At 63.7% G+C, this 20,340-nt stretch carries 15 protein-coding genes; 4 read left to right on the top strand and 11 right to left on the bottom strand.

Annotated elements, in window-relative coordinates; translation table 11 throughout:
- Positions 1 to 79: 79 nt before the first annotated feature.
- Positions 80 to 2,398 carry a UvrD-helicase domain-containing protein gene (locus C5N93_RS16685; protein ID WP_150723220.1) on the bottom strand — a complete coding sequence of 773 codons (2,319 nt, stop codon included), beginning with the start codon at positions 2,396 to 2,398 and terminating at the stop codon, positions 80 to 82.
- 111 nt (positions 2,399 to 2,509) lie between these two features.
- On the opposite strand from C5N93_RS16685, the gene C5N93_RS16680 reads away from it, so the two are divergent.
- Together C5N93_RS16680 and galU are read left to right on the top strand one after the other, a co-directional pair.
- Positions 2,510 to 5,371: a valine--tRNA ligase gene (locus C5N93_RS16680; protein ID WP_242560167.1), complete on the top strand. Its 2,862-nt coding sequence runs from the start codon at positions 2,510 to 2,512 to the stop codon at positions 5,369 to 5,371.
- A 29-nt stretch (positions 5,372 to 5,400) separates the two neighbouring features.
- Complete coding sequence (galU, locus tag C5N93_RS16675) at positions 5,401 to 6,288, top strand: UTP--glucose-1-phosphate uridylyltransferase GalU (protein WP_242560166.1); 888 nt, start codon at positions 5,401 to 5,403, stop codon at positions 6,286 to 6,288.
- 127 nt (positions 6,289 to 6,415) lie between these two features.
- On the opposite strand, the gene C5N93_RS16670 is transcribed toward galU, so the two are convergent.
- On the bottom strand, positions 6,416 to 6,643 hold the full coding sequence (locus C5N93_RS16670) for a sulfurtransferase TusA family protein (protein ID WP_069344249.1): 228 nt from the start codon (positions 6,641 to 6,643) through the stop codon (positions 6,416 to 6,418).
- 120 nt (positions 6,644 to 6,763) lie between these two features.
- Positions 6,764 to 7,294, bottom strand: coding sequence for an NUDIX domain-containing protein (locus tag C5N93_RS16665; RefSeq protein ID WP_069344167.1), 531 nt, complete (start codon positions 7,292 to 7,294; stop codon positions 6,764 to 6,766).
- Between the two features lie 236 nt (positions 7,295 to 7,530).
- Between C5N93_RS16665 and C5N93_RS16660 the strand changes: the two genes are divergently transcribed.
- On the top strand, positions 7,531 to 8,838 hold the full coding sequence (locus C5N93_RS16660; RefSeq protein ID WP_242560434.1) for a chloride channel protein: 1,308 nt from the start codon (positions 7,531 to 7,533) through the stop codon (positions 8,836 to 8,838).
- 58 nt (positions 8,839 to 8,896) lie between these two features.
- On the opposite strand, the gene C5N93_RS16655 is transcribed toward C5N93_RS16660, so the two are convergent.
- The 5 genes from C5N93_RS16655 to alaS all read right to left on the bottom strand — a co-directional run bounded on the left by C5N93_RS16655 (position 8,897) and on the right by alaS (position 15,711).
- Positions 8,897 to 10,018 carry a low specificity L-threonine aldolase gene (locus tag C5N93_RS16655; RefSeq protein ID WP_277990334.1) on the bottom strand — a complete coding sequence of 374 codons (1,122 nt, stop codon included), beginning with the start codon at positions 10,016 to 10,018 and terminating at the stop codon, positions 8,897 to 8,899.
- A 109-nt stretch (positions 10,019 to 10,127) separates the two neighbouring features.
- Positions 10,128 to 10,316, bottom strand: a complete 189-nt coding sequence (locus tag C5N93_RS16650; protein ID WP_069344166.1) for a 4-oxalocrotonate tautomerase — start codon at positions 10,314 to 10,316, stop codon at positions 10,128 to 10,130.
- A 145-nt stretch (positions 10,317 to 10,461) separates the two neighbouring features.
- Positions 10,462 to 11,232: a class II aldolase/adducin family protein gene (locus tag C5N93_RS16645; RefSeq protein ID WP_242560165.1), complete on the bottom strand. Its 771-nt coding sequence runs from the start codon at positions 11,230 to 11,232 to the stop codon at positions 10,462 to 10,464.
- 150 nt (positions 11,233 to 11,382) lie between these two features.
- The gene (locus C5N93_RS16640; protein WP_242560164.1) at positions 11,383 to 12,630 is read right to left on the bottom strand and encodes a YbfB/YjiJ family MFS transporter; all 1,248 of its coding nucleotides are present in this window, start codon (positions 12,628 to 12,630) and stop codon (positions 11,383 to 11,385) included.
- A gap of 456 nt (positions 12,631 to 13,086) precedes the next feature.
- Complete coding sequence (alaS, locus tag C5N93_RS16635; protein WP_242560163.1) at positions 13,087 to 15,711, bottom strand: alanine--tRNA ligase; 2,625 nt, start codon at positions 15,709 to 15,711, stop codon at positions 13,087 to 13,089.
- A 243-nt stretch (positions 15,712 to 15,954) separates the two neighbouring features.
- Between alaS and C5N93_RS16630 the strand changes: the two genes are divergently transcribed.
- A complete protein-coding gene (locus C5N93_RS16630) occupies positions 15,955 to 17,178 on the top strand; it encodes a CaiB/BaiF CoA-transferase family protein (RefSeq protein WP_242560162.1) in 1,224 nt (407 codons plus the stop codon).
- A 217-nt stretch (positions 17,179 to 17,395) separates the two neighbouring features.
- On the opposite strand, the gene C5N93_RS16625 is transcribed toward C5N93_RS16630, so the two are convergent.
- Genes C5N93_RS16625 through C5N93_RS16615 form a run of 3 tightly spaced genes read right to left on the bottom strand, consistent with a single transcriptional unit; the run spans position 17,396 to position 20,339 of the window.
- Positions 17,396 to 18,259 carry an isocitrate lyase/phosphoenolpyruvate mutase family protein gene (locus tag C5N93_RS16625; protein WP_242560161.1) on the bottom strand — a complete coding sequence of 288 codons (864 nt, stop codon included), beginning with the start codon at positions 18,257 to 18,259 and terminating at the stop codon, positions 17,396 to 17,398.
- A complete protein-coding gene (locus C5N93_RS16620; RefSeq protein WP_242560160.1) occupies positions 18,256 to 19,725 on the bottom strand; it encodes an FAD-dependent oxidoreductase in 1,470 nt (489 codons plus the stop codon). The genes C5N93_RS16625 and C5N93_RS16620 overlap by 4 nt, the downstream gene beginning before the upstream one ends.
- Positions 19,722 to 20,339, bottom strand: coding sequence for an isochorismatase family cysteine hydrolase (locus C5N93_RS16615; protein WP_242560159.1), 618 nt, complete (start codon positions 20,337 to 20,339; stop codon positions 19,722 to 19,724). Before C5N93_RS16615 ends, C5N93_RS16620 begins: the two co-directional genes overlap by 4 nt.
- Position 20,340 lies beyond the last annotated feature (1 nt).

Raw genomic sequence — 20,340 nt, 5'->3', positions numbered from 1 at the left:
TTTTTCATGCCTGGCGCTGGCCAGATGCCGGCGGCATGCCCATTCTGGCCGCCAGCGAACCCGCGCCCTGCGGCTGTCGTCACTCGATAGGCTGAAGCTTGGCGACGGCCAGCGCCAGCCACTTCTCGCCGTGACGGCCGAACTTCACGTGCGCGCGGGCCTCGTCGCCCGCCCCTTCCAGTCCTATGATCTTGCCTTCGCCGAACTTGGTGTGGAACACGCCCTGTCCGAGTTTGAAGCCCGTCTCCGACGCCCGCGAACGGTCCGCCAGCGCCTTCTCCGACTTCGTGGCGGCCCACTCGTCTTTCGGTGCGCTCGTTTGCGGTCGCGCAAACCAGTCACGCCCCCACGCCGGGTCAGCCTGCCCCAGCCGTGCGCCGGGCTGGGCACGCGGCGTCAGGAATTTCAGCACTTCCTCGGGAATTTCATCGAAGAACCGCGAGCGCACGTTGTAGCGCGTCTGGCCGTGCAGCATTCGGCTCTGCGTGAACGACAGATACAGCCGCTCCTTCGCTCGCGTAATGGCCACGTACATCAGGCGTCGCTCCTCTTCGAGGCCGTCGAGTTCCATCGCACTGTTTTCATGCGGGAACAGCCCTTCCTCCAGACCGGTGACGAACACTGCCGTGAATTCGAGACCCTTGGCCGCGTGCACCGTCATCAGTTGCACGGCGTCCTGCCCTGCCTCGGCCTGATTGTCCCCGGCTTCGAGCGACGCATGCGACAGGAAACCCGCCAGCGGCGTCATCTCGACCGGCGTATCGGCATCCACCACGCCATCGGGCGATGCCAGCACGTCCGGCGCGCCCGGCAACGCAGGGCGCATGGCGATCAGACGCGCCGGGGCGTCCAGCCCGTAGCCCTCCTCCGCGATGAACGCCGTGGCCGCATGCACCAGTTCCTGCAAGTTCTCGATCCGATCCTGACCTTCCTTCTCGGTCTGGTAATGCGTGATCAGGCCGCTCGCGTCGATGACGTGGGTCACCACTTCCGGCAGCGTCAGGCGCTCGGTGTCGTGACGCATCTGCTCGATCATCCGGACGAAGGCCAGCAGGTTGGTACCCGCCTTGCCCGTCATGTAAGGCACCGCAGCGTACATCGAACAGTTGTACAGGCGTGCGGCGTCGGCCAGTTGCTCCAGCGAGCGGGCGCCGATCCCCCGCGTGGGGAAATTGACGACCCGCACGAACGCGGTGTCGTCGTTCGGATTCTCGATCAGGCGCAGGTAAGCCAGCGCATGCTTGACTTCCTGACGCTCGAAGAAGCGCAGACCGCCGTACACGCGATAGGCGATGCCCGCACCGACGAGCGCATGCTCCATCACGCGCGACTGGGCGTTACTGCGATAGAGGATCGCCACGTCCTGACGTGACAGCCCTTGCGCGACCAGCGCCTTGATTTCCTCGACGAGCCAACTCGCCTCCTGCAAATCGGTCGCCGCCTCGTACACCCGAATCGGCTCGCCGTGCCCGGCGTCCGTGCGCAGGTTCTTGCCCAGCCGTCGGGCGTTGTTGGAAATCAACGCATTGGCGGCGTCGAGGATATTGCCGTGCGAACGGTAGTTCTGCTCCAGCTTGATCAAATGACGAACGCGGAATTCACGCTCGAAGTCAGCCATATTGCCGACGTTAGCACCACGAAACGCGTAGATACTCTGATCATCATCACCGACGGCGAACACGGCGGCGTTCGTCCCGGCGAGCATCTTGAGCCATGCGTACTGGAGCTTGTTGGTGTCCTGGAACTCGTCGACGAGGATGTGACGGAAGCGCGACTGGTAGTGCACACGCAGCGGTTCGTTATGCTTGAGCAGTTCGAAGCAGCGCAGCAACAGTTCGGCGAAATCGACCACGCCCTCGCGCTGGCACTGTTCCTGATAGCTCGCATAAAGCTCGACGAACTTCTGGTTGAAGGCGTCGTTGGCCTCGACCTCGTGCGGCCGCAGGCCCTGCTCCTTGGCGTTATTGATGAAATACTGGAGATTCTTGGGCGGAAATTTCTCATCGTCGACATTCGCCGCCTTCATCATTCGCTTGATGGCGGACAACTGATCGGACTGATCCAGAATCTGAAAGCTCTGCGGCAGCCCGGCGTCGCGAAAATGCGCGCGCAGCATGCGGTTGCACAGCCCGTGGAAGGTGCCGATCCACATGGCGCGCGTGCTGATCGGCAGCATCGCGCTCAGGCGGGCCTGCATTTCCTTGGCCGCCTTGTTGGTAAAGGTCACCGCCAGAATGCCCGCCGGGCCGACGTGCGCTTGCTGGATCAGCCAGGCGATACGGGTCGTGAGCACGCGCGTCTTGCCGGAACCCGCGCCCGCGAGAATGAGGGCAGGCTCGTCGGGAAGCGTGACGGCGGCCAGTTGTTCGGGGTTCAGATTGGCGAGCAGATCGGGCATGTCGGGTACGAATTTCGAGTGAAGCCCGATTATAAATCCTGCCGCGACACGGAAATGGCACCGAATCTTTTATAATTCAGGGTTTCACGCATTACACGGTCCATTCAATCCATGAGCGACAGCGACAATACGCTTGCCAAGAGCTTCGAGCCGCAGGACGTCGAAGCCCACTGGGGCCCCGAATGGGAACGCCGCGGCTATGCCCGGCCGACTTTCGACGACGCCCGTGAAGATTTCAGCATCCAGTTGCCGCCGCCGAACGTTACCGGCACGCTGCACATGGGTCACGCGTTCAACCAGACGATCATGGATGGTCTGACGCGCTACCACCGCATGAAGGGCGCGAACACCCTCTGGGTGCCGGGCACCGACCACGCCGGTATCGCCACGCAGATCGTCGTCGAGCGTCAACTGGACGCCAAGAAGGTCTCGCGTCACGATCTCGGCCGCGAGAAGTTCGTCGAGCGCGTCTGGGAGTGGAAGGAGCAATCGGGCAGCACGATCACCGGCCAGATTCGCCGCCTCGGGGCTTCCATCGATTGGAGCCGCGAGTACTTCACGATGGACGAGAAGATGTCCAGCGCAGTGCGCGACGTGTTCGTCACGCTCTATGAGCAGGGCCTGATCTATCGCGGCAAGCGTCTCGTGAACTGGGAATCGACGCTGCTCACCGCGGTGTCCGATCTGGAAGTCGTCAGCGAGGAAGAAGAAGGCTCGCTGTGGCACATCCGCTACCCGCTCGCCGACGGTTCGGGCACGCTCACGGTTGCGACCACGCGCCCGGAGACGATGCTGGGCGACACCGCGCTGATGGTGCATCCGGAAGACGAGCGCTACAGGCATCTGATCGGCAAGACGGCGCGTTTGCCGCTGTGCGATCGTGAAATCCCGATCATTGCGGACGATTACGTCGACCGCGAGTTCGGCACGGGCGTCGTGAAGGTCACGCCCGCACACGATTTCAACGACTACGCCGTCGGTCAGCGTCACAACCTGCCGCAGATCAACATTCTCACGCTCGACGCGAAGATCAACGACAACGCCCCGGAAAAGTACCGCGGCCTCGATCGTTTCGACGCGCGCAAGCAAATCGTCGCCGATCTGGATGCCCTCGGCCTGCTCGAATCGGTCAAGGCGCACAAGCTGATGGTGCCGCGCAGCGACCGCACCGGTACGGTTATCGAGCCGATGCTCACCGACCAGTGGTTCGTGGCGATGACAAAGCCCGCGCCCGAAGGCACGTTCCATCCGGGCAAGTCGATCACCGAAACTGCGCTCGACGTGGTGCGTAGCGGCGAGATCAAGTTCGTCCCGGAAAACTGGACGACGACGTACAACCAGTGGCTCGAGAACATTCAGGACTGGTGTATCTCCCGTCAGCTCTGGTGGGGCCATCAGATCCCGGCGTGGTACGACGAAAACGGCAACGTGTTCGTGGCCCACACGGAAGAGGAGGCCGTCGAGAAGGCCCGTGCCGCCGGCTCGACCGGCGCGCTCAAGCGCGACGAAGACGTGCTCGACACGTGGTTCTCGTCGGCACTGGTGCCGTTCTCGTCGCTGGGCTGGCCGCAAGAGACGCCGGAACTGAAGCATTTCCTGCCGTCGTCGGTACTGGTCACGGGCTTCGACATCATCTTCTTCTGGGTGGCGCGCATGGTCATGATGACCACGCACTTCACCGGCCAGGTGCCGTTCAAGACCGTGTATGTGCACGGGCTGGTGCGCGACGCCGAAGGTCAGAAGATGTCCAAGTCGAAGGGCAACACGCTCGATCCGATCGACATCGTCGACGGTGTGTCGCTCGACACCCTGCTCGCCAAGCGCACCACGGGGTTGATGAACCCGAAGCAGGCCGCCACCATCGAGAAGAAGACCCGCAAGGAATTCCCGGAGGGCATCGCGCCGTTCGGCACCGATGCGCTGCGCTTCACGTTCGCGTCGATGGCCACACTCGGGCGCAACATCAATTTCGATCTGGCGCGCTGCGAAGGCTATCGCAACTTCTGCAACAAGCTGTGGAACGCCACGCGCTTCGTGCTGATGAACTGCGAAGGGCAAGATTGCGGGATGGCGCCGTGCGTGGGCGATTGCGGCCCCGAAGGTCAGCTCGACTTCTCGCGCGCCGATCGCTGGATCGTCTCGCTGCTCCAGCGCGTGGAAGCCGACGTGGCCAAGGGCTTCGCCGACTACCGTTTCGACAACATCGCCAGCACGATCTACAAGTTCGTGTGGGACGAGTACTGCGACTGGTACGTCGAACTGGCCAAGTGGCAGATCCAGAACGGCACGCCGGCGCAACAGCGCGCCACGCGCCGCACGCTGCTGCGCGTGCTGGAAACGGTGCTGCGTCTGGCACACCCGATCATTCCGTTCATCACCGAAGCGCTGTGGCAGAAGGTGGCGCCGCTCGCCGGTCGCTATCCGGCCGACAAGGCGGCGGGCGAAGCCAGTATCATGGTGCAGCCGTATCCGGTCGCCGACATGAGCAAGATCGACGAAGGCGACGAAGCCTGGATGCAGCAGTTGAAGGCCGCCGTCGACGCCTGCCGCAATCTTCGCGGCGAAATGAACCTGTCGCCGGCCCAGCGCGTGCCGCTGCTGGTGGCCGGTGACGTGCCGTTCCTGACGTCGATCGCCCCGTATCTGCAAACGCTGGCGAAGCTCTCCGAAGTCCAGGTGCTCGCCGATGAAGCCACGCTCGACGCACAGGCAGCGGGCGCACCGCTCGCCGTGGTGGGCGCGAACAAGCTGGCATTGAAGGTGGAAATCGACGTGGCAGCCGAGCGCGAACGCCTCGGCAAGGAAGTGAAGCGCCTCGAAGGCGAGATCGCGAAATGCCACGGCAAGCTTTCCAACGAGAGCTTCGTGGCACGCGCGCCCGCCAATGTGGTGGAACTTGAGAAGCAACGATTGGTCGACTTTGAAGCGGTTCTCGGCAAATTGCAGGCACAGCTTGCCCGCCTGCCCGCCTGAGACGCTAAAAATTCATCAGGGAGATACCAATGAAAGCCGTTGTGACCAAAGCCGTGTTCCCCGTCGCGGGCCTCGGCACCCGGTTTCTGCCTGCGACCAAGGCGAGCCCGAAAGAAATGCTGCCGGTCGTGGACAAGCCGCTGATTCAGTACGCAGTGGAAGAGGCCGCCGCCGCCGGCATCACGGAGATGATCTTCGTTACGGGCCGCAACAAGCGCGCCATCGAAGATCACTTCGACACGGCCTTCGAACTCGAAGCGGAACTCGAGGCGAAGAACAAGCAGGCATTGCTCGACGTGGTGCATTCGATCAAGCCCCCGCACATCGATTGCTTCTATGTGCGCCAGCCGAAAGCGCTCGGTCTCGGCCACGCCGTGCTGTGCGCCGAGAAGCTCGTCGGCGATGAACCGTTCGCGGTCATCCTCGCGGACGACCTGCTAGACGGTCAGCCGCCCGTGCTCAAGCAGATGGTCGATCTGTACAACCAGTACCACAGCTCGATCATTGGCGTGGAAGAGATCCCCATCGAGCAAAGTCGCTCCTACGGGATCGTTGCCGGCAAGACCTGGGGCGAGACCGAGATCGTCAAGCTCGAACACATCGTCGAGAAGCCGGATCCGAAGGACGCACCGTCGAATCTGGGTGTCGTCGGTCGTTACGTGCTGCGCCCGCGCATTTTCGACTGCATTCGCGAGATCGATCCGGGTTCGGGCGGTGAAATTCAGCTCACCGACGCCATCCAGAAGCTCATGAAGGACGAAGCGGTGCTGGCCTATCGCTACAACGGCAAGCGCTTCGACTGCGGCAGCAAGCTGGGCTATCTGAAGGCAACGGTGGAATTTGCGCTGCGTCACCCGGAATTGAAAGACGCCTTCCGCAAGTATCTGCAAGACGACGTGCACGGCGGTCTGCTTTAAGCCTCCATCGCCACGCGTGCAATAAAAAACCGACGGTATATCCGTCGGTTTTTTTATGTTGGCCGAATCGCGATGCGAGGATGTCGATCACGGCGTTCGGCGCGGATGCCGAAATGTAGCCGCGCGATCAGCGGCGGCGCATCCAGAAGTGGAACGTCTTGCCCTCTTCGCGCGATTCGAGCAGTTCGTTGCCGGTCTGCTTGGCAAACGCACTGAAGTCGCGTCCGGAGCCCGGATCGGTGGCGATGATATGCAGCACTTCTCCGCTCTGCATTTCGGCCAGCGCCTTCTTCGCACGCAGAATCGGCAGCGGACAATTCAGGCCGCTCGCGTCAACTTCTTTCTGAAATTCCATGCTCATGTCCCTCTCTTCGGTCTCGTTCGAATCATTTGCCGGGTTCGCCGTGCAAACCGCGATTCTACCGTAGTCGTCGTGCGAGTCCGCACGCGCGCTGCGAATCCCACGTATCGAGCATCACTCTGCGATCGACAGGCGCGCGGAATCGACGTATTCGATGGGCAAATTGCGTCGACGTAGCCATTCGGCCACCGCGTGCCCGGTGCCGGCTCGCCACGGACGCACCTGATGCGGCGCCACCAGCCGAAATTCCGCAAGTTCCTCCGAGAGGCGAATATCGCCGTCGCACACAGCGTGATAGGCGATGATCAGCTCGTTCTTGCGCATGAACTCGTAGACGCCGAGCAGCGAAATCGCATCGGCTTCCAGGTTCGTTTCTTCCTTGATCTCACGGCGAATACCGTCTTCCGGCGTTTCGTCACGCTCGAGAAAACCGGTAATGAGTGCGAACATACCCTCGGTCCATGCCGCGTTGCGCGCCAGCAGGATTTGTCCGCGATATTCGACGAGTCCCGCCACCACCGGCAACGGATTATCCCAGTGGACGAAACCGCATGCGTTGTCAGGGCAGGCACGGCGAATACGCCCGGCCACGTCACGTGAATCAAGGGCCGAGGCACAGCGGGGACAAAAGATGAGTTCGTTCATGATCGTTCTTCAGCGAATTCGAATATCTTAAATGAACTCATGACGCGCTGCACATTCGGTGAATTCCGAGACGTCTTCGGACCAAGCCCACAAATGTCGGGGCGTATAATCGGCGAACGTCTTTCAATTTTCGCCCACGGCCCGTGTCCGATATTCCGCCGAACGCCTCCTCTTCCGACGCTACTCCGGACTCCCCGTCTTCGCCGTCTTCGTCAGCCCCCGCGCCTGCGGCCTCGCTGTCGACCCGACTGACCCAACGCGGTGTGCGACGCTCCCGCCGGCTCTGGCACAACTACGGCGTATTCTGGCTCGGCGCGGTCCTCGTCGGACTCGTCTCCGTGGCGTACGCCAAACTGGTGGATTTCGGCTTCGAGCTCTTCCAGCGCATGCTCGCGCATGGCTTCTGGCTGCCGCTGATCGTCACACCGCTTGGCGCCGCGCTGGCAATCTGGCTCACGCAAACGTTCTTCAGGGGCGCTGAGGGCAGCGGAATTCCGCAGGTGATTGCCACGCTTCAGGACTCGCGATTGTCGAAGTCGCTGCTGACGCTGCGCATCATGTTCGGCAAGATTGCGGTCTCGTTTCTCGGCATCCTTTGCGGCTTCACCATCGGACGCGAAGGTCCGACGGTACAGATCGGCGCCTCGCTCATGTACGCCATGCGTCGCGGCTATCGACGCAGCAGCGTTCACATCGAACGCCAACTGACGCTCGCCGGGGCGGCCGCCGGTCTGGCAGCGGCGTTCAATACACCGCTCGCGGGTGTCGTTTTTGCCATCGAGGAACTGAGCCGCAGTTTCGTTGCACGCAACAGCGGCACGCTCATCACGGCAATCATCTTCTCCGGCGTCGTGGCGCTCGGCCTGCAAGGCAACTATCTGTACTTCGGCCAGATCAAGGCGATCAGCGACTTTCAGTGGACGCTGATCCCCGTGCTCATCGTGGCGAGTCTGCTCACCGGCGTAGCTGGAGGTGTATTCGGCTGGCTGATGCTCAACGTGCCTCGCTGGATGCCCGGAGCACTGGTCGACATGCGCCGCGCGCACCCGGTGCGTTTCGCATTGGTTTGCGGACTTGCCATCGCGGTGATCGGCGTTACCTCGGGCGGCACGACATTCGGCAGCGGTTATGCCGAAGCCCGTGGTCTGCTGGAATCGCACACCGCGCTCTCGCCGTTATACGCCGTGCTGAAATTCGCCGCGCTGTGCGTGTCGTACCTGTCGGGGATTCCGGGCGGCATTTTCGCGCCGTCGCTGGCGATCGGTGCAGGCCTGGGCAACGTCATGGCGCACATGACGTCGGTGGTGCCGCTACCAGCCATGGCTGCGCTGTGCATGGTCGGCTATCTGGCCGCCGTCACGCAGTCGCCGATTACGTCGTTCGTGATCGTCATGGAGATGATCGACGGCCATCAGATGGTGATTCCGCTCATGGCCGTTGCGCTACTGTCGACGCAAGTCTCGCGGACCATTGCCCCGTCGTTCTACCACACGCTGGCGCACCGCTTTCTGACGCCGACCGTACCGGCGCCGCGACAGGCCTGAGCGGGCATCACCGCCGGCGTGCCATCCGATGTCGGCAGCCGGAAGTGAGAGTGACGCTTTACCCCTTCGTGCTCAATGCGCGAATATCCGCGGCCAGACGCTCGACCGTGTCGACACGCGTATCCCATGCGCACATGAAGCGGCAGCCGCCGGCGCCGATGAACGTGTAAAAGCGCCAGCCCTTGGCCCGCAGCGCCTCGATCACATGCGCCGGGAGTTCGGCGAACACGCCGTTAGCCTGCGTCTCGAACATGATCGACACGCCGGGGATATCGCGAATACGGCTCGCGAGCAACTGTGCCATATCGTTCGCGTGGCGCGCATGGCGCAGCCACGTATCGTTCTCCAGCATGCCGAGCCACGGTGCGGAAATGAAGCGCATCTTCGACGCCAACTGGCCCGCCTGCTTCACACGGTAAGCAAAATCCTCGGCCAGCGCCCGGTTGAAGAAGACCACAGCCTCGCCTACCGGCAGCCCGTTCTTCGTGCCGCCGAAGCACAGCACGTCGACCCCGGCGCGCCAGGTAACGTCGCCCGGATGACAGCCCAGGGTCGCCACCGCGTTGGCAAAACGCGCGCCATCCATGTGCACGCGCAGATTGCGACGCTTCGCCACCGCCGAAATCGCCTTGATCTCATCGACGCTGTAGACCGTACCGACTTCGGTCGCCTGCGTGAGCGTGACGACCTTCGGTTTCGGAAAGTGGATGTCGGAACGGCGATTGATGACGGACTCGACGGCGTCCGGCGTAAGCTTGCCGTTGTTCTCCCGCCCGCGTGCGGTCAGCAGCTTCGCGCCGTTGGAGAAGAACTCCGGACCACCGCATTCGTCTGTTTCGACGTGCGCCAGTTCGTGGCAAATGACGGAGTGATACGACTGCGACAACGACGCCAGTGCGAGCGAATTTGCCGCCGTGCCGTTGAAAACGAAGAAGACCTCGCAGTCCGTGTCGAACAGTTGGCGAATGCCGTCGCACACGCGCTGCGTCCAGGTATCGTCGCCGTAAGAGACCTCGTGACCGCTGGCGTTCGCTTCGACCAGATATCGCATGGCCTCCGGGCATATCCCGGCGTAATTGTCCGAGGCGAAGTGCTGAGGCGTTTGCGACGCGCCGTCATCGGGTGCGGTGACGGCTGCGGCGTTGATGTTCGGTACGGACGGGAACGGGGCTTGCGACATGACGACCTCTTCAAAACGACGGGGCACTCCACACGAGCCCCCGCCTCAGACTTTCCGGCAACCCGTGCCGGCCTAACCGAATTCAGCGGACGGTAGACGACCGCCCCGCTCAGCGCGGATCCGACCAGAGCGTGCCGCCCGTGGACCAGTTCTCCGGCTTGACGTCGGTAATGATGATGTCGACGGACTCCGGCGTGCAACCGATCGTCTCGACCGCCGCTTGCGTGACAGCTTTGACGAATGCGCGTTTTTGCTCGACGGTACGCCCCTCGAACATCTCGACGTGAAACGTTGGCATTGCGATCTATCTCCTTATATCGTTTTTGGAATCGGGCTTCGGCCACGCCGCGCTCTGCGCGTCCTGCACTCCCTGCGCGCCCTCCCTTCGATGTGAGTCGCAGCGGTGCCGCACGTTTCGGATATCCGCCCCGGCAGCGGATGCGTCAATCGCGAAACGAGGCATCTATTCTATCGAGTTTGCGCAGCAGTGCGGGCCACTCCAGCACGCCCTCGATCGCACCACCGTCTTCCAGTTGAATCGCCGTCTTGTCCTGTACCGCAGGGCTGGGCAGGTTCGGCGCAGCGCCGCCGGCGAGCGCCTGTAACTGGATCTCGCACGCCTTGATGAGCGTTGCCATCAGCACGAACGCTTCGGCCACGGTGCGACCGAGCGTCAGGGTGCCATGATTGCGCAGCAACATGGCCGGGTGCGGACCCAGCGAGGTCGTGAGCCGCTCGCCCTCGGACGGCGAGAACGCCAGCCCTTCGTAATCGTGATAGCCGATGCGCTCGTGAAAACGCAGCGCATGTTGCGAGATCGGCAGCAGACCATGCGGCTGGATCGACACGGCAATGCCCGCCGTATTGTGCAGATGCATGACGCACACCGCATCCGGGCGGGCGGCGTGCACTGCCCCGTGCAGCGCGAAGCCAGTCACGTTGACCGGGTGCTCGCTCTCCCCCACGATCTCGCCGTTCATGGTGATCTTCACGAGATTCGACGCACTCACCTCATCGAACGCGAGCCCAAACGGGTTGATGAGAAAGTGCCCGGGCTCGCCGGGCACCATCGCCGAAATGTGGGTGTAAATCAGGTCGTCCCAGCCGTTCAGTGCAACTAGGCGATAGCAGGCGGCGAGATCGACGCGCATCCGGCGTTCCTCGTCGCTCATCACGGTGGCGGCCTTTCGGCCGGCCTTCAGGGTAAAAGACATACGCAATTCTCTGGAAAGGTCCATGAGCCGATATCACGAACACGGCTTGCGAGCGATGTCAGGGCGATGGGTCCGGCCCGCTCACCCGCGCGTCTCGCGCGTTGCCGGTTCGACGCAGATCCCGACGCAGCTCGCCCGCGCCGGCTCGATTCAGGGCGCGCGTTCGAGCGACCGACGCCAGTCCCACACGAAGCCGACCGCGCCGAGCACCAGCACGCCGCTGGCGCACAGCAGCGCCGTTGTGAAACCGCCTGTCGCGGCCACGAGCGGCGCGGCGACCAGCGGACCGACGATCTGCCCGATACCGTAGGATGCCGTCACGAGTCCGATCAGGCCATTGGCATTGTCCCCACGCAAACGACGGCACTCCCGAACCGCATACACGGTAATCGCCGTGAACGGCAGTCCCACGAGCACGCTGCCAACGGCGAAGCCCGCGACATTCGGAAACACGATTCCGATACCGACACCCAGCCCCTGCATGACGTAACACACCGCCAGCAACAGACGGTTATCCCATGTGAGCGGCGCGCGTGCTCCGATGATGGCACCCGGAATCACCATGAGCCCGAGCAGCGGAAAGAACAGATCGGGCCACGGCGAGCCCGGCAACGCCTGACGCGCGATCACAGGCAGAAAGGTCGCGGTGATGATGTAACCGAACCCGGCGAAGCTGTACAGGATCGTGACGGGAATCACGCTCTCGCCACTGCCGTGATTGATGGCGGGCGCAGGCGCTGATTTTCCGGCGTCGGCCGACTTGGCCGCATCCGACACATTCGGCGCATCGGCAACGAACGTCCGCCAGATGAGCGCGAGCAACAGCAGCGCGAGAGCACCACAGAGCAACCAGCCGCCGCGCGCAGGCCACCCAAGCGCTTCGTTCAGGCTTGCGAGCAGGCCCGTCACCACGATGCCGGCACCCGGGCCCGCGAACATCACGCCGCCCAGACTCGGCATGCGCAATTCCGCCAGCTTGCGAAAACCCCAGCCCGCCGAGAACACCATTGCCCATGCGCTCATCACGCCCGCCAGCGTACGCACGACCGCCCATACGGCAAACGATTCGAGCAGCCCCATCGCCAGCGTCAGCGCGACGGTCGCGGCCAGCGCGAAACGGATGATGAGCGTCGGCGTGAAATGCAACCACATGCACGAAAGGGCACCGACGAAATACCCGGCATAGTTGAGCGACGCGAGCCAGCTACCGTGCTGAATGTCGGTGAGGTGCTCGTGCAGCATGAGCGGCAACATCGGCGTGAAGGCGAAGCGGCCAATGCCCATGGCCACCGACAACGCCAGCATGCACGACAAGGCAATGCGCCACGCCGCCCGCTCTGGTGTGGGCTGGGGCAACGTCGAGGAAACCGGATCGGAACTGGCGAGTGTGGCTGACATGGCGATGGCTGGCCCGCAGGCGAATGAGAACAAACGAGAGCGAACGTCTGCCGCGCGAATGCTTCGTTGGATGTTTTCTGCATTTCTTCGTACGCGCGCAACGTATTGAATACTTTACATGCAAACCATTGCCGGATGCGCAGGTTCCCCTGCGCACCGCAGGGCATTGCCACGCGCTGCACGCAACATTGATGCCCGGCACGCGCACATCATTTCCGGAAACGAAACTGTACTGCCCGCCTGTCAGGCCACCTGACGCCGACGCGGCCATCGTAGCGCGTCAACATCTCGCGGCAGACCGGAAGCGAGACACGACTTGCGGGCACAAAACGCAAAACGCGCACCGAAGTGCGCGTTTTGCCTGTTCCTGCCCGATCGGTCCGGTGGGGCGACCTAACGTTTCACGGCCGCCTCATCGAATCACGATCGAGGCACGATCGAATCACCAACGAACGATCACAACTTGCCGGCCACCCAGCCCTGCACGCCGGCGAGCGCCTGCGGCAGTTGCGACGGATCGGTACCGCCCGCCTGCGCCATGTCCGGACGACCGCCGCCCTTGCCGCCGACTTGCTGGGCAACGAAGTTGACCAGTTCGCCTGCCTTGACCTTGGACGTCGCATCGGCCGTCACACCCGCGATCAGCGTGACCTTGCCGCCTTCGACCGCCGCCAGCACGATCGCCGCGCTCTTAAGCTTGTCCTTGAGCTTGTCCATCGTCTCGCGGAGCGTCTTGGCGTCGGCGCCTTCGAGTTGCGCGGCCAGCACCTTCAGACCGCTCACGTCGACGGCCTTCTCGACCAGTTCGTCGCCCTGGCTCGATGCCAGCTTCGACTTGAGCGCCGCCAGTTCCTTCTCCAGCGACTTCACCTGCTCCTGCACCTGCGCGATACGCGGGCTCAGTTCGGCCGGTTGCGTCTTGAGTGCCGCGGCAGCTTCGTTGACCTGATCGTCGAGCTTCTGGACGAAGCGCACCGAGTTGTCGCCGGTGATTGCTTCCACGCGACGGATACCGGCGGCCACGCCACCTTCCATCACGATCTTGAACAGACCAATGTCGCCCGTGCGCGTGACGTGCGTACCGCCGCACAGTTCGCGCGACGAACCGATGTCGAGCACGCGGACTTCATCGCCGTACTTCTCACCGAACAGGGCCATGGCACCGCCCTTCACGGCGTCGTCGAACGACATCAGCGCAGCTTGGGTCGGCGCGTTGGCCAGCACTTCGGCGTTCACGATATCTTCCACGCGACGAATCTCGTCGGCACTCATCGCGGCGTTGTGTGCGAAGTCGAAACGCGTCTTGTCGGCGTCGACCAGCGAGCCCTTCTGCTGCACGTGAGCACCGAGCACTTCGCGCAAGGCCTTGTGCATCAGGTGAGTGGCCGAGTGGTTACGCACGGTACGTGCGCGACGCACGGCATCGACCTGCGCCGTCACCGCCTCGCCCACCTTCAGTTCGCCCGATTCCAGCGTGCCGTAGTGACCGAAGACGTCGGCCTGAATCTTCTGCGTATCCGACACGCCGAAACGCGCGCCGCCCGCAACGATCAGCCCCTGATCGCCAACCTGACCGCCCGACTCGGCGTAGAACGGCGTGGTGTCGAGCACCACGATGCCCTGCTGGCCGGCGGACAGCTTGCCCACGCTCGTGCCATCGACGTAGAGCGCCGTGACCTTCGCGCCTTCGAGCGCCAGCTTGTCGTAGCCTTCGAAGCGCGTCTTGTCGCCGGTGTATTCGAGGGCCGTCGCCATCTTGAACTTGCCGGCTGCACGGGCCTGCTCGCGCTGACGCGCCATCGCGGCGTCAAAGCCGGCTTCGTCGACCGTGATGCTGCGTTCGCGGCAAACGTCTGCCGTCAGATCGAGCGGGAAACCATACGTATCGTGCAGCTTGAACGCGAGTTCGCCGTCGAGCGTGGTCACGCCGCGCTTGGCCAGATCGGCCAGTGCGCCTTCGAGAATTTCCATGCCGTTCTCGATGGTCTCGCCGAAGCGCTCTTCTTCCTGCTTGAGCACGTCCGTCACGCGCTGCTGCGCCTGCGCCAGTTCCGGATAGGCCACGCCCATCTCGGCCACCAGATCCGGTACGAGCTTGTAGAAGAACGGCTTCTTGCAGCCGAGCTTGTAACCGTGACGGATCGCGCGGCGGATGATACGGCGCAGCACGTAACCGCGGCCTTCATTGCCCGGAATCACGCCGTCGACGATCAGGAACGAGCACGCACGGATGTGATCGGCAATCACCTTGAGCGAGTTCGCGGCGAGATCGGTCACGCCCGTCTCACGGCCGGCGGCCTTGATCAGGTGCTGGAACAGGTCGATCTCGTAGTTGCTGTGAACGTGTTGCAGCACGGCCGCAATACGCTCCAGTCCCATGCCGGTATCAACGCACGGCTTGGGCAGCGGCGTCATATTGCCCTGCTCGTCGCGGTTGAACTGCATGAACACGAGGTTCCAGATTTCGATGTAGCGGTCGCCGTCTTCTTCAGGCGATCCCGGCGGTCCACCCCACACGTCAGCGCCGTGGTCGAAGAAGATTTCCGAGCACGGGCCGCACGGGCCGGTGTCAGCCATCTGCCAGAAGTTGTCCGAGGCGTAGCGCGCACCCTTGTTGTCGCCGATACGGATGATGCGCTCGGTCGGCACGCCGACTTCCTTCGCCCAGATGTCGTAGGCCTCGTCGTCTTCCTGATAGACGGTGACCCAGAGCTTGTCCTTCGGCAGCTTGTAGACGGTCGTCAGCAGTTCCCACGCGTACTGAATGGCTTCGCGCTTGAAGTAGTCGCCGAACGAGAAGTTGCCCAGCATTTCGAAGAACGTGTGGTGACGGGCCGTGTAGCCGACGTTCTCGAGGTCGTTGTGCTTGCCGCCGGCGCGCACGCTGCGCTGTGCCGTGGTCGCGCGCGTGTACGGGCGCGATTCCAGTCCAAGGAAGACGTCCTTGAACTGCACCATGCCGGAGTTCGTGAACAGCAGCGTGGGGTCATTGGACGGCACGAGGCTCGACGAGCGCACGATGGTGTGCCCCTTCGACTCGAAGAAGTTTAGGAATTTTTCCCGAATGTCTGCGACTTTCATAGGGTGCGTGGGAGCGTGGGGACCGGGCGAGCTAAGCCTGGCGGGGTATTTTGCAAACTTTTGATTATACGGGAAATCGATCTTTCCACGGCATTGTGCCGCCAACCGCAGTGCGAAACGGTGCTGGTCATGCGCGAACCGACGGACGTAGACTCTCGCCCACAAGTTCCGCAATGCAAAACGATGTTCCGCATTTAGCGTGAACCGTCCGTCAAACGACAAGAATCAAGGAGAGAGCGAACGATGGGTGCGCTGAGTCATATCCGGGTACTGGACCTCTCAAGGGTGCTGGCCGGACCGTGGGCGACGCAGAATCTGGCCGATCTGGGCGCAGACGTCATCAAGGTCGAGCGCCCCGGCGCCGGCGACGATACCCGTCGCTGGGGCCCGCCCTACCAACGCGACGCCGAAGGTCGCGACACGTCAGAGGCCGCGTACTACCTCGCGGCCAACCGCAACAAGCGCTCCCTTACGCTGGACATTTCCCGCCCCGAAGGTCAGGCCATCGTGCGTTCGCTCGCGGCGCAAAGCGACGTCGTCGTCGAGAACTACAAGGTCGGTCAACTGGCGAAGTACGGTCTCGATTACGCATCGCTCAAGGCCGTCAAACCCGATCTCGTCTACTGCTCCGTCACTGGCTTCGGCCAGACTGGCCCGCACGCGTCGCGCGCCGGTTACGACTTCATCGTGCAGGGCATTGGCGGCTTCATGAGCATTACCGGCGAGCGCGACGGGCTGCCCGGTGGCGGCCCGCAGAAAGCCGGGGTCGCTATCGCCGACCTCATGACCGGCATGTACGCCACCATCGCCATCATGGCCGCCCTCACCCATCGCGACCGCACGGGCGTGGGCCAGTACATCGACATGGCGTTGCTCGATACGCAGGTCGCGATGCTTGCGAACATGAACACCAACTATCTCGCCAGCGAGAAGGCGCCGGTGCGCTGGGGAAATGCGCATCCGAACATCGTTCCGTATCAGACGTTCCAGACGGGCGATGACGGCTGGATCATCGTCGCCGTGGGCAACGACGGGCAGTTCCGCAAATTTGTGGAAGCGGGCGGCGAGCCAGCGCTGGCCGACGACGAACGCTTCGCTACCAACCCGTCGCGCGTGCGCCATCGCGAGGTGCTCGTGCCGATCCTTGCGCAAATGGTGCGCAAGTTCGGCAAGGACGAATGGGTCGACAGGCTGGAAGTCGCAGGCGTGCCGTGCGGGCCGATCAACACGCTGCCGGAAGTCTTCGCACACCCGCAAGTGCTCGCGCGCGAGATGGCGATCGAGTTGCCGCATCCGTCCGGGGGTGTCGCACGTCTGGTGGCCAGTCCCATGAAGATGAGCGAGACACCGCCGGTGGCCCACAGCGCGCCGCCGACGCTCGGTCAGCACAGCGACGACATTCTGCGCGAGCGCCTGGGGCTGGACGACGCGCAGATCGCCGGGCTGCGCGACAGCGGCATCGTCTGACACAGTCTGACGCGCAAGACGTACCGACGGAAAAAGGGGGCCTGCCGCAATCGATTCGCGGCAGGTCCCCTCTCCTCACAAACCGGCGTCACCCACGTTCCACGCCGATCCTGTCGTAACGCGCCCCCGTATCCGTCGCTTTGGGCAACGCCTCCTGGCCACCTCCCGGCGATCCCGTCATCAGACGACGGGTCGCACGGCTCATACCTACGCCGAACTACTCGTAACGCCGCCCTTGCGCCAGCAACTCCGCTGTGCCGATCACGTCGTTCAATCCATCGAAGTCGAGCATGCGATCGCGCCACGCCGCTGTCGTGCCTTGCGCATGCAGATTGGCGTAGTAGCCCTGCAAGGTGTGGGCGACCGCACGCGCCGTCCCGCCGGGGAAGATGACGATGCGAAAGCCGACGTCAGCCAGTGCCTGCGCGCTCTGTACGGGCGTCTTCCCTCCCTCCACCATGTTCGCCAGCAACGGCACCCGGGCAGCGAAGCGCTCGCACGCGGCGGCCATCTGCTCCGTGGTGCGCAAGGCTTCGATGAAGAGCGCGTCTGCACCCGCTTCCAGATACTGCTCCGCGCGATCGAGCGCGGCGTCGAGCCCTTCGACGGCCACCGCGTCGGTACGCGCGAGGATGAGCGTGCTTCTGTCATGACGCGCGTCGACCGCTGCCCGCACCTTACCTGCCATCTCCTGCGCGCTCACCACGCTCTTGCCGTCGAGATGCCCGCAACGTTTCGGAAACGTCTGATCCTCAAGCTGGATCATCGCTGCGCCCGCGCGCTCGAAACCACGCACGGTACGCCCGACGTTGAGCGCATTACCGAACCCGGTATCCGCGTCGACGATGACGGGCACGTCGACTCGCTCGGCAATACGCGCGAGCGTGTCTTCCACCTCGGTGTATGTCGTCAGACCGATGTCGGAGCGGCCCAGTCGCGTGTAGGCGATCGACGCGCCCGAGAGGTACAGCGCCTCGAAGCCCGACTGCGCGGCAATCAGCGCGGACAGTGCATCGTAGACACCGGGCGCCAGCAGCACGCCGTGATCCAGCCGTTGTTTGAGAGACGACGATGTCGTCATGCGGAAATCTCCTGTTGTGGGAACGCGTCGCCTAGCGTGTCGACGATGGTGTTTGCCGCGAGGTAACCGCCCGCGACCGCCGAGAGCAGGCCGTTGCCGGACAAGTAACCCCAGACAGCATTGCCCGACACCCCGCGAGCGGCGCCGCCAGCGGCGAGCAGGTTCGGAAACGGTGAACCGTCCGCGCGCAGCACACGGCAGCGCGCATCGATATCCAGCCCGCCTTGTGTGTGGAACAACGCGCCGGTGACTTTCACTGCGTAATACGGAGCGGCAAGCGCGCGCGTGAAGTGGCGGCCGTCTGCGGGCGTGCCGCCTGGCGTCACGCTGCGCAGCGTCTCGCGCAGCACGTCGGCATCGCACCCGATGGTGGACGCCAGCGCCTCGGCGTCGGCGCAAGTGCGTAACGCACCCGCTGCTTCCGCCTCCTGAAAATCGGGGAAGGTGCGCGCCAGTGCCAGCGTCTGCGCATCGAAAACATTCCATGCGACACCGTCGGGCTGTGCCAGCACATGCACCGCCGCTTCGGAATAGCCATGCGTCTCGTCGTGAAAGCGCTTGCCCAGCCGGTTGATCTGCACCCCGCCATCCATGATGACGGCCCACGAAATCAGCACGCCGTGCGGGCTCGCCCACGAGCCATGCCCCTGATAGCCCCCGAGATCGGCCGATGCCGCGCCAAGCTCGCGTCCCCAGAGCAACGCACTCCCGTCGTTACCTTCGTGACCGCCGTAGACAGCTTCGGCCATCTCCGGCAGCCACGCGCGCCGCAGTTCGGCGTTGCCGCCGAAACCGTTGCAGGCGAGCAGCAGCATGTCGCAGCCCAGGTACTCCATCGCGCCGTCGGGCCTGACACCCCCCACTGCCTGCACGCGCCCCGCGTCGTCGAGCCACAGTTCACGCACGAGCGTGCGCGTGAGAATCGCCGCGTCGGTCGCCTGCACGGCACGTTCGAGCGCGGCCATCAATGCCGCCCCGGTACGCTCGGGCAAACTGTGCATGCGTCGCACGCTGTGCCCTGGATACAGAAAGCCGTCAAGGATCTCGAAGTGCAATCCGTGGCGCGCGAGCATGTCCATCGCTGCGCCCGATGCACTGGCGTACGCGTCAACCAGATGCGACGCCGCCGTCCCCCCGGCCTTGCCCTGGATATCCTCTGCGAACCGCGCCGGACTGTCGCCGATCCCCGCAGCACGCTGGACCTGCGAGCCGACGGCGGGGATGAAGCCGGACGACAAGGCCGTGGAGCCGCTCGGCACGCCGTCGCGCTCAAGCAGCACGCAATCGATGCCCACGTCCTGCAACACCAGCGCGGCACTCAGACCACAAGCCCCCGCCCCGACAATGACCACGCTCACTTGCGGCAGATCGTCGATCGGGGGGCGGCCATAACGCACAACGGGCACGACGGGAACGACCGGTGCGCTCGATGCACTCGATGCGCTTGATGTCTCCGGCGCACTCATACCGCGATCCGTCCGGCAAACGCCTCGCACGTCACGATCTCGCCGACGGTGCGCAAGTCCGCCAGTGCTGCGTCGTGCGCGGCGGGCGTGGGGGCCGCACAGCCGTCGGCGAGCACGAGCACGCGGTAGTCACGCATGTGTGCGTCGCGCGCGGTACTCGCCACGCCGCCATTCGTCACGATGCCGCACACCGCGACCGTCTCGATCCCCGCGCGGCGCAATACCCAATCGAGTTGCGTGTTGAAGAACGCCGAGTACGCGACCTTCCACACCGACACATCCACATGCTCGGCGAGCGATGCCACCGTGGCGTGACCGGGCGAGCCCGCCACGAAGTCGCCACGTCGCAGGAACGGGCGTAGCTGTTTCAGATGGGGCGAGATCATCGGTTCGCCCTGTGAATCGGGCCAAAGCGTGAACTGGCTCGCCGCCACGTAGCCGCCCGCCGCCTTGAGCGAACGCGCCAGCGGCGCGATACGTGCGGGCAACGCCTGCGCCTGCGGTGTGGCCGCGCCGCCTCGGTCGTACGCCCCACCAGGGGTAACGAAGTCGTTTTGCAGGTCGACGATGACGAGCGCGGTGCGCGCTGCGTCCAGCCTGGGTGTCTCACTCATG

The sequence above is a fragment of the Pandoraea sp. LA3 genome (assembly GCF_022696215.1).
In the GTDB taxonomy this organism is placed as follows: Bacteria; Pseudomonadota; Gammaproteobacteria; order Burkholderiales; family Burkholderiaceae; genus Pandoraea; species Pandoraea capi.
This window is presented reverse-complemented; position numbering and strand designations above follow the sequence as displayed.